This window comes from Streptomyces sp. NPDC006458, from assembly GCF_040612135.1.
GTDB lineage: Bacteria > Actinomycetota > Actinomycetes > Streptomycetales > Streptomycetaceae > Streptomyces.
In genome coordinates this window covers 54,186-64,118 of sequence record NZ_JBEXPR010000039.1, presented here as the reverse complement: position 1 = coordinate 64,118, position 9,933 = coordinate 54,186, and the positions used below count along the sequence as shown (strand labels likewise).

Annotated in this window: 6 protein-coding genes and 1 pseudogene; 4 read left to right on the top strand and 3 right to left on the bottom strand. The window is 74.5% G+C overall.

Annotation, left to right across the window (positions count from 1 at the left end):
• Both ABZZ79_RS35480 and ABZZ79_RS35475 read right to left on the bottom strand, forming a co-directional pair.
• Positions 1–196 (bottom strand): annotated as a pseudogene (locus ABZZ79_RS35480) (hypothetical protein); the annotation flags it as partial.
• A gap of 152 nt (positions 197–348) precedes the next feature.
• Positions 349–1,140 (bottom strand): MerR family transcriptional regulator, encoded by a 792-nt coding sequence (locus tag ABZZ79_RS35475; protein ID WP_356696041.1) that lies wholly within the window; start codon positions 1,138–1,140, stop codon positions 349–351.
• 313 nt (positions 1,141–1,453) lie between these two features.
• On the opposite strand from ABZZ79_RS35475, the gene ABZZ79_RS35470 reads away from it, so the two are divergent.
• The 3 genes from ABZZ79_RS35470 to ABZZ79_RS35460 all read left to right on the top strand — a co-directional run bounded on the left by ABZZ79_RS35470 (position 1,454) and on the right by ABZZ79_RS35460 (position 5,285).
• The gene (locus ABZZ79_RS35470) at positions 1,454–3,868 is read left to right on the top strand and encodes a phosphoketolase family protein (RefSeq protein ID WP_356696039.1); all 2,415 of its coding nucleotides are present in this window, start codon (positions 1,454–1,456) and stop codon (positions 3,866–3,868) included.
• Between the two features lie 161 nt (positions 3,869–4,029).
• Complete coding sequence (locus tag ABZZ79_RS35465) at positions 4,030–4,536, top strand: flavodoxin domain-containing protein (RefSeq protein ID WP_356696037.1); 507 nt, start codon at positions 4,030–4,032, stop codon at positions 4,534–4,536.
• 56 nt (positions 4,537–4,592) lie between these two features.
• A complete protein-coding gene (locus ABZZ79_RS35460) occupies positions 4,593–5,285 on the top strand; it encodes a CBS domain-containing protein (protein WP_356696035.1) in 693 nt (230 codons plus the stop codon).
• A 62-nt stretch (positions 5,286–5,347) separates the two neighbouring features.
• Here the strand turns inward: ABZZ79_RS35460 and ABZZ79_RS35455 are convergent, their stop codons facing one another.
• Entirely contained in the window at positions 5,348–5,611 is a 264-nt protein-coding gene (locus tag ABZZ79_RS35455) for a GlsB/YeaQ/YmgE family stress response membrane protein (RefSeq protein ID WP_356696033.1), read from the bottom strand.
• 193 nt (positions 5,612–5,804) lie between these two features.
• Between ABZZ79_RS35455 and ABZZ79_RS35450 the strand changes: the two genes are divergently transcribed.
• Complete coding sequence (locus ABZZ79_RS35450) at positions 5,805–9,866, top strand: CHAT domain-containing protein (RefSeq protein ID WP_356696031.1); 4,062 nt, start codon at positions 5,805–5,807, stop codon at positions 9,864–9,866.
• The last annotated feature ends 67 nt before the right edge of the window (positions 9,867–9,933 follow it).

Genomic DNA, 9,933 nt, shown 5'->3' with positions numbered 1-9,933 from the left:
TCCTGCCCAGGGACGCGCCGAGCGCGGCCTCCGCCCGCTCGATCGACTGCCACCCCGGCCACTGCACCGGAGTCAGCCCCGCCGCGCGCAGTGGCCGACGCGGTCCGGAGCCGTACGGCACGCCGCCCGGCGCCGACGGCGTACGACGAGGACGGCGTACGGCGAGGACGGCGGACGCGACGGCGAGGGCCGGCACCGCGCGCGGGCACTCACAGAGCGCCGGCCGCCGCGGCGGCACCGACTCCGCCGAGCACGGCGAGGAGCGGGCCCGCGCAGCACACCGCGCAGGCGGCGAGAGCGGCCCCCGCGCCGGCGAGCGCACCCCACGGGCGAGAGGCGAGGGCCCGGTCACACGGCCTCTCCCAGCAGGTCGGACAGCATCCCGGCGGCGCTTTCAGGTGCCCGCACGGTCAGTTGGAGCGCGGTCGGCGTCAGGTGCAGGGTGAAGTCGAAGAACGCGCAGCAGCCCTGTTCGGCCGCGGCCAGCCGGGCGATCGTCGCGGCCAGCTCCGCCTGCGGCGGGAAGAACAGCCGTACGCCGTCGCCGACCTCCTCACGCCGGCCCGCCCGCGCGACCAGCGCACGCCACTGCCCGACGCGTGCGCCCAGTTCGGAGCCGTCCAGGGTGCAGGCGACGGGAGCGTCCCGCCATGCCTCGTCCCGTGCGGGTGCCGGCGAGGCGGCCGCGCGGGACGGTGAGAGCGTGACCGGTACCGGACCGGCCGCGGCGGTCGGGCCTGCCGCGGTGCAGCCGCAGTCCGGTCCGCACGCTCCGGAGGGCGCGGGCCCGGACAACGCCGCGCGGACGCTGCTCAGACGGGCGGAGAAGGCGCGCAGCTCGGCGATCCTGCCGTCCGTCTCGCGGAGCCGGCTCGTGATCAGCGGCAGCATCCGCGCCCGCACCGAGCCGCACACGCCCTCGCCCCGCACATCCAGCAGCTCGCGGATCTCCTCCAGGGCCAGACCCAGCAGCTTCGCCGAGGAGATGAACGCCAGGGTCTCCACCGCGTTGTCGTCGTACACCCGGTACCCGGACGCCGTCCGCCCGGCGGGCAGCAGTCCGGCGGTCTCGTAGAAGCGCAACGTCGTCGCCGGGACGCCGGAGCGGTCGGCCAGCTGCGAGATGCGGTACGTCGTCATATGGCCGACGGTAGACCTTCGACCTGACTGGAAGGTCAAGGGTCTGCCGCGATCGTCGGCCAGGGGCGCGCCGGCCGCACCGGGGCGGCCGGATGCGCCGGCGTGTGGCACGGCCGGTCGGCCCCGACCAGGGCCCTGTGGCCCCTGGCGGACGACGCGTCCCGCGACGAGGCTCGCCACGCACGCCCCCGCACATCGGGGGCTCCCGCGACGAGGCTCGCCACGCACGCCCCCGCGCAGCGGGGAACCCGGCAGCCGCACGCATCCCGCTCCACCGCCCGATGACCGACTCGACTACCTCCGGAGCCCCGCGATGGCCCACACCGAGGACCAGAACGTCACCGCCGTCTCCCGTGTCGGGGACCAGAACGACACCGCCCTGTCCGACGACGAGCTGCGCGTCCTGGACGCCCACTGGCGTGCCGCGAACTACCTCGCGGCGGGGCAGATCTACCTGATGGCCAACCCGCTGCTGACCGAGCCCCTGCGCCCCGAGCACATCAAGCCGCGGCTCCTCGGCCACTGGGGCACCTCACCCGGACTGAACCTGGTGTACACCCACCTCAACCGGGTGATCAGGGCGCGCGGGATCGACGCGCTGTGCGTGTGGGGGCCGGGGCACGGCGGGCCGTCCGTGCTGGCGGGCTCATGGCTGGACGGCAGCTACAGCGAGACCTATCCGGACGTGTCACGCGACGCGCGGGGCATGGAACGGCTGTTCCGCCAGTTCTCCTTCCCGGGCGGTGTGCCGAGCCATGTGGCACCCGAGACCCCTGGGTCCGTCCACGAGGGCGGCGAACTCGGGTACGCGCTCTCCCACGCCTACGGCGCCGCCTTCGACAACCCGGAGCTGCTCGTCGCCTGCGTCATCGGCGACGGCGAGGCGGAGACCGGCCCGCTGGCCGCCTCCTGGCACTCCAACAAGTTCCTCGACCCCGTCCACGACGGCGCCGTCCTGCCGATCCTGCACCTCAACGGCTACAAGATCGCCAACCCGGCCGTCCTGGCCCGCCTGCCGGAGGCCGAACTCGACGAACTGCTGCGGGGATACGGCCACGAGCCGCTCCATGTGTCCGGCGACGACCCCGCCGTCGTCCACCGCGCGATGGCCCGGGCCCTCGACACGGCCCTGGACCTGATCGCCCGAGGGCAGCGCGCCGCCCGGGAGGACGGTGTCGCAGAACGCGTGCTCTGGCCGGTGATCGTGCTGCGCACACCGAAGGGCTGGACCGGTCCGGCCGAGGTCGACGGCGTGCCGGTGGAGGGCACCTGGCGCGCCCACCAGGTCCCGCTGGCCGGCGTGCGGGAGAACCCCGGGCATCTGCGGCAGTTGGAGGAGTGGCTGCGCTCGTACCGGCCCGAGGAGCTGTTCCAGCCGGACGGCCGCCCCGTCCCGGACGTCCTGGCCTGCGTGCCCGACCGCTCGGGGCGCCTGGGCAGCAGCCCGCACGCCAACGGCGGTCTGCTCGTGCGCGACCTGCCCGTGCCGCCGCTGGACTCGTTCGCCGTACCCGTCGAGAAGCCGGGCACGACGTCCCACGAGCCGACCCGCGTCCTCGGGGACCTCCTGCGGCAGATCATGGACGACACCCACGACCGCCGGGACTTCCGCATCGTGGGCCCCGACGAGACCGCCTCCAACCGGCTCCAGGCCGTTGTGGACGCCGGAGGGAAGGCCTGGCAGGCGGACACGCTGCCGGTCGACGAGCACCTGGACCGGCACGGCCGCGTGCTGGAGATCCTCTCCGAACACACCTGCCAGGGCTGGCTGGAGGGCTATCTCCTCACCGGCCGGCACGGCCTCTTCTCCAGCTACGAGGCCTTCGCGCACATCGTGGACTCCATGGTCGGCCAGCACATCAAGTGGCTCAGGACGGCGCGGCGGCTGCCCTGGCGGGCGCCCATCGCCTCCCTCAACTACCTGCTCACCTCGCACGTCTGGCGGCAGGACCACAACGGGTTCTCCCACCAGGACCCCGGCTTCGTCGACCACGTCCTCAACAAGAGCCCCGAGGTGGTCCGGGTCTATCTGCCCCCGGACGCCAACACCCTGCTGTCCGTCGCCGACCACGCCCTGCGCAGCCGCGACTACGTCAACGTGATCGTCGCAGGCAAGCAGCCCTGCTTCGACTGGCTGTCGATCGAGCAGGCCCGCGCCCACTGCGCGCGCGGCGCCGGAATCTGGGACTGGGCCGGCACCGAGAACGGCGACGAACCGGACGTGGTGCTCGCCTGCGCCGGTGACGTGCCCACCCAGGAAGTGCTCGCCGCGGCACAACTGCTCCGCCGCCACCTGCCCCGGCTCGCGGTCCGCGTGGTCAACGTCGTCGACCTGACCCGGCTGCTGCCGGGCGAGGAACACCCGCACGGGATGAGCGACTTCGAGTACGACGGGCTGTTCACCGAGGACAAGCCGGTGATCTTCGCGTACCACGGCTATCCGTGGCTCGTCCACCGGCTCGCCTACCGCCGGAGCGGCCACCGGAACCTGCACGTACGCGGCTACAAGGAGTCCGGATCCACCACGACGCCCTTCGACATGGTGGTGCGCAACGACCTGGACCGCTACCGGCTGGTCATGGACGTCATCGACCGGGTTCCGGGCCTCTCCGTCCGCGCGGCCGCCGTCCGCCAGGAGATGGCGGACGCCCGCACCCGGCACCACGCGTGGATCCGCGAGCACGGCACCGACCTGCCGGAGGTCGCCGACTGGACCTGGCAGGCCTGACCGCCGCCTCGGCCTCGCACCGGCCGTGCACCGGCCGCCGCCGGGCACCGCCGCTCCCGCCGCATGGGCCGACCGGTCCCGGACCCACCCCGGTCGACCCATGCGGCGCGGCACCGTCCGCGGGATGCTCGAAGTGGCGAACGGATCGGAGGAGGTGCGCGATGACCCCGACGACCAAGGTGCTCGTGGCCTACGGCACCACGAACGGATCGACCGCGCAGATCGCCGAGGCCGTCGCCGCGGTGCTGCGCGAACGCGGGCTGACGGCGGACGTGGAAGCCGCCCGGTCCGTGGCGAGTGTGGCCGCGTACGACGCCGTCGTGGTCGGCGGCGGCCTGTACGCGGGACGCTGGCACAAGGACGCCCGGCGCTTCGTGCGACGGCACGGCCGGGAGCTGTCCCGGCGACCGCTCTGGCTGTTCAGCAGCGGCCCCCTGGACGCCACCGCCTCGGAGCGGGACATCCCGCCCGTGCCCGGCGTGGCGAAGGCCATGGGCCGGCTGGACGCCCGTGAGCACATCACCTTCGGCGGCCGCCTGGAGGAGGGCGCCACAGGGCTGGTCGCCCGGATGATCCTCCGCTCGGGAAAGGGCGGGGACTTCCGCGACTTCGGCGCGATCGAGGCCTGGGCCGGGCGCGTCGCGGACGAACTGGAGATCGCCGCGTGAACCCCGGCGCACCCCGGCCCGGTCAGGTCCGTTTCCGAGACCCCGTGGAGGACACCATGCCCGTCGGCCCCCGCACCGTGAACGACGTGATGACACACAGGGTCGTGGCCGTGCGCGGCGGCGCCGAGTTCAAGGACATCGTGCGGACGATGCGGCGCTGGCACGTCAGCGCGGTGCCCGTGGTGGACGACGGGCAGCGGGTCCTGGGCGTCGTGTCCGAGGCCGACCTGCTGCCCAAGGAGGAGTACCGCGACGCGGACGCCGACCCGCCCGCCCGCGCACCGCGCTCGGCCAAGGCCCGGGGCGCGACCGCGGAGCAGGTGATGACCGGTCCCGCCGTCACCGTCCACGCGGACGCCTCCTTGGCCCGAGCCGCGCGGACCATGGCTCACGCCGGCGTGAAGCGGCTGCCGGTGGTGGACGGCGAGGGCGTGCTGCGGGGCATCGTGAGCCGGTCCGACCTGCTCAAGGTGTTCCTGCGCGACGACGAGGACATCGAGGCCGAGGTGCGCCACGAGATCGACACCCACCTCCTGGCGCTCCCCGTGCGGCCGATCGACGTGCGGGTGCGCAACGGAGTCGTGACCCTCACCGGCCATGTCCGCGACACCACGCTGCTGCCGGTGCTCACCCGCCTGGTGCGGACCGTCGAGGGCGTCGTGGAGGTGGAGTGCGACCTCGAAGGCCCGCTGCGCCGCCCGAACCTGGACCCCGACCTGGGCGACGCCCCTGACGCAGGAGCGCGCTGAAGGCCGCGCGCCCACGGGCTGAGCGTGGGCGCGCGGCCCGGTCGAGGGCACCGCGAAGGGCGTCAGCGGCGCAGCTTCACCTTGCTGACCGCGGCCACTCCGAGCGCCGCCAGGGCGATCTGGATGAGCCACTCCACCCAGTCGACGCCCTCGGTGTCCGCGACGTCGAGACCGGAGGCGATGCCGGTGCCGATGAGCGCGGCGACGATACCGACGGCGATCGTCCAGAGGATGCCGATGCGCTGGCGTCCGGGTACGACGAGACGGCCCAGGACCCCGATCACGATGCCGACGACGATCGCGCTGATGATGCCTGAAATCTCCATGGCCGGTCTCTCACTTCTCATTCGTTGGTCGCGTACGAGTGCCCGTTCGAAAGCGATTCAGTCCGTCGGCCGCCCGGGGCGGTGCGGGAACCGGATTCCGCCCCGCCGACGACCGGCGAACGACCGCCGTGGACAAAGGAGTTGAGGTTCACTGGTCCCGGGGGCGGAGGCGCCCAGGGACGGAGTACGGGGGATGACGGACGGCACCGCCGAGCAGGAACTCGCGCAGGGGGACCTCGTCGACGTGTCCGACGAGGAACTGCGGGAGTGGATCAGCGACACACGTGCCGAGTTGGACGGCCGCGGGGACGGTGACGATCCCGACGTGTCCTCGGCACGGGTCACCATGGGCCTGTGGCTCGCGGAGCTGGCCGACCGCCAGGGCGACCCCCGCGACCTCGAAGCCGCGCTCGCGGCCGTGGACCAGGCACTCGCCGACACCCCCGGCCACCCCGACGCGCCGGTGTGGCGCGGCATCCTCGGCCAGCTCCACTGGGCCCGGTACGAGGCGGCCACCGAACCCGGAATGCCCGCGGAACGCTTCGGTGCCCTCCTGGCCGAGCCCATCCGCCATCTCGAAGCCGCGGCCGCCGTCCTGGCTCCGGGCGACGAGCTCACCCGTCAGGTACTGGCCCGGCTGGGCGTCGGCTACGGCACCCGCTTCCTCAGCACGAACGATCCGGCCGACACCGAAGCGGCGATCACCCGGCTCGGCGAGGCACTCGACGGTGTGCCCGAGCCCATGGGCCAGCCGGCCTTCTTCCGGTTCCACTACGGGCAGCAGTACGCCCGTCGCTACGACCGCACGGCCGCGGACGCCGACTACGACCGGGCCGTGGCCGAGATCCGGCGTGCCGTCCAGGACGGCGAGAACTCCACGGAATGCCAGGACGGCTGGTTCCCGATCGCCCGCGCCCAGCTCGCCCGCCTCCTGCTCCTGCGTGTCCCGGAGGCCAGGGAGCAACGCGACCCGCGCACTCTGGCGCTGGCCCTCGCGCAACTGGACGACCTGTCGCTCGACAGCCCCTTGCTGGCCGACTTCCCGCTGCCCGCGCTGCGCAACTACGGCCGCCTGCTGCGCGAGCGGGCCATCGAACAGACACGGTCGGCGGACGCCCGACGAGCCCTCGCCGTGCTGCAACAGGTGGCGGACCGCTGGCCCGTGGACGCGCCCGACCGCTGGAGCGGGCTGATGGACCTGGCCGCCGGACGGCAGATCGTCGCGCTCGACACCCTCGACGCGCAGGACCTGCGGGCCACCGAGGACGCGTACAGCGAGGTCCGCTCGGCGCCCACCTGCCCGCCCGGCGTCAGGACCTTCGTGGAAGCCACCCTCGGCTACATCCGAGGAGTCCGGATCCGCGCCGGGCACCTGCCGGACGTACCCGGCGACCCCGTCGTCGCCGCCGGGCGGACGGCGGCACAGACACTCCAGCAGGCCATGACCGCACCAGGGGAGGGCGCGCAGGGGGCCGGTGGCGACGGGACCGGGATCCTCGAACTGGGCCTGACGAGTTTCGGGCCCGCGGGCGAGGACATACAGCGGGTCATCGAGCGCAGCCAGGGCGCAGGGGCGCCCGCCCTTCTGCGAGGCCTGGCCATGTCGCTGATGGCCTTCTTCTCGCCCTCCTTCGGCGAGCTGGGCATCAGCCCCACCGCCGGGACGCTGATGGAGCAACTGGGCGCGGCCATCGCCGCCTTCCCGCCGCAGGACCCGATCCGGACGAGCCTGCACATCGTGGCCGGCCAGGCCGCCCTGACCGCCGGCGGGCACGCCTACGACGAGAAGCAGCTCCAGCTCGCGCTGGACCACTTCGACATCGCCCTGTCCAGAGCGGACGCCGCCGCCGAGGGCGACGCGTTGCGCGGCAGCCGGGAGTCCTGCCGGATCGCCGCGCTCTCCTTCAGGGCACAGGTCCGCGGCACGCAGGACGCCCTCACGCAGGCCGCGGCCGAGCTGGCCCTCCTGCGCGCCGACCCGTCGGTGACGGCGTACACCCGGGTGTACGCGGCGGTGCAGCACGCCCTGATCACAGCCCGTCGGGCCATCGCGGTGAGCGACACCGCGGGGCTGGCCGCGGCGACGGCGGAACTGCGGGACTCCCGGGACCGTCTCCCGGCGGAGGACGCCATGCGTCCCAGAGTGGTCATGCTGCTCGACGCGCTCACCTCCGCCCACCAGTTCCTCGACCCTCGTGCCGCACCCGGTGACGACGACATCGACCCCGGCCGGGTGCGACAGGAGTCGGCGCCCCTGGCGCCACGGGACCGTGCCGAGGCGCTGGGCCTGGCCGGTCTCGCACTCGGCCTGCGCGTGCTGCGCGCACCCGACGCCCGCCGACTCGACGAAGCCATCGCGCTGCTGCGGGAAGCCCTTGCGCTGGACCCCGCCTACGACGGCGGCAACGGCGTCCGGTTCGCCAACTCCCTGGCCACGCTGCAACTGCGCAGATACCGCGCGGGACACGACAGTAGAGACCTCGACGAGTCCCTCCACTGGTCCGAGGAGGCGGTGCGGCTCGCCGCGCACCCCGGCCACTTCGGCTGGGCCCTCGCCGCGATGCAGCTCGCCGAGGCCCACCGCGCCACCGCCCGGCTGGGCGCCCGCCCCGAACACCTGCCCCCCAGCCGGGAGTTCGGGCTCCGCGCGCTGCGCGGCCATGCCTGGCAGGTCCTACTCCAGTCCCGCGCGGAGTACACGGCCGAGACCCTCAACCTCTCCGCCGCGCACGCCCTGTCGGTCGCCCGCTGGTGCATCGCCGACGGCTCCCTGGGCGAGGCGGTCCAGGCGCTGGACGCGGGGCGCGGCCTCGTCCTGCACGCGGCCTCGGCCGCCGGGACCGTACCCGACCGGCTCACGGCCGCGGGCCGCCACGACCTCGCCGCCGAGTGGCGTACGGCGGCCGCCGCGGACGGCACCGGGCAGGGCGAGGACATCCCCGGCGACCTCCGCCACCGGGTGCTCCAGGTCCTGGCCGGAACGGACGACCTCATGTCCGACGCCCCCGCGACCGGCCTCGGCCACCTGCTCGCCCCGCCCGCCCTCCCCGACATCGCCGCGGCACTGCGCCGGACCGGGGCCGACGCACTGGTGTACCTGGTGCCCGGCGAGGGCACGGGAGCCTCCGCGCGCGGCGGCTGCGCGGTCGCCGTCCACGCCGACGGGCGGACGAGCGTGGTGCACCTGTCGGGACTGACGGCGGACGCCCCACCGCTCGCCGCCCACCTCGGCGAGGGCACGGCTCCCGGCGGCCGCGACATGGGACCGGTCGGCGGCACGGCCCCGGCGCCCGGCGGCGGCCGGCGCTTGGAGCGCCGCGCGCTGGAGGCCGTCTGCGACTGGGCGGCGCGGGCCGTGACCGAGCCGCTGCTCGCCCACCTGCGCGCCCAGGGCGCCACCCTGCCGCCCAAGGTGGTGCTGGTCCCCATGGGCAACCTCGCCGCCGTACCCTGGCACGCCGCCCGCACCCGCGCGCCGGGCGGCACGTACCGGTACGCCGTCCAGGACGCCGTCCTCTCCTACGCCGCCTCGGCGCGGCTGTTCTGCGAGGTCATGGGCCGCGAGCCGGTTCCCCTCGACGGACCGGGACTGGTCGTCGGGAACCCGACCGGGGACCTGCCCCACGCGGGCCGGGAGGCCGCCGCCCTGCACACCGCGTTCTACCGCACCGCCCCCTACCTCGGGCGCCACACCACGGGCGCGGCCACCGGCAGCGGCACTCCCGCGGAACTCCTCGGCTGGCTGCGGCTGCGCTCCCTGTCCCCGGGCGGCGTACTGCACCTGGCCTGCCACGCCGAGGTGCTCCCGAGCTCCGCCGCCCGCACCTCACAGCTCCACCTCGCGGACGGCACGCTCGCCGCCGAGCAGCTCACCGAGCACGCCCAGCACCGCGACCGGCCCGCCCGGCTGGGCCTGGTGTCGCTGGCCGCCTGCACCACCCATGTCTCCGGACGCGGCTACGACGAGGCGTTCTCGCTGTCCACGGCGTTCCTCGTGGACGGGGCCAGGTCCGTGCTGGGCTCGCTGTGGCCGGTGCCGGACGAGGCCACCTCGTACCTGATGTTCATGGTTCACCACTATCTGCACGCCGAGGGCGCCCGGCCCGCCGAGGCGCTGCGCCTGGCCCAGTTGTGGATGCTCGACCCCGACCGGCGCCCCCCGCGGACCATGCCGCCCGAACTCGCCGCCCAGGTCCGCTCCGTGGACCCCGACGACCTGCGGGGGTGGGCGGGCTTCACCCACCTCGGCCAGTGACGCCCGCGCCCCGAACTCGCCCCGGAGAAGGCCGGGTTGTGCCCGGAAGCGGGCGCCGCCACCTGCG

Excerpts from the sequence above, each read along its gene's own strand:
- ABZZ79_RS35475 (WP_356696041.1), bottom strand. The coding sequence starts at position 1,140 with ATGACGACGTACCGCATCTCGCAGCTGGCCGACCGCTCCGGCGTCCCG.
- ABZZ79_RS35455 (WP_356696033.1), bottom strand. The coding sequence starts at position 5,611 with ATGGAGATTTCAGGCATCATCAGCGCGATCGTCGTCGGCATCGTGATC.
- ABZZ79_RS35450 (WP_356696031.1), top strand. The coding sequence starts at position 5,805 with ATGACGGACGGCACCGCCGAGCAGGAACTCGCGCAGGGGGACCTCGTC.
- ABZZ79_RS35470 (WP_356696039.1), top strand. The coding sequence starts at position 1,454 with ATGGCCCACACCGAGGACCAGAACGTCACCGCCGTCTCCCGTGTCGGG.
- ABZZ79_RS35465 (WP_356696037.1), top strand. The coding sequence starts at position 4,030 with ATGACCCCGACGACCAAGGTGCTCGTGGCCTACGGCACCACGAACGGA.
- ABZZ79_RS35460 (WP_356696035.1), top strand. The coding sequence starts at position 4,593 with ATGCCCGTCGGCCCCCGCACCGTGAACGACGTGATGACACACAGGGTC.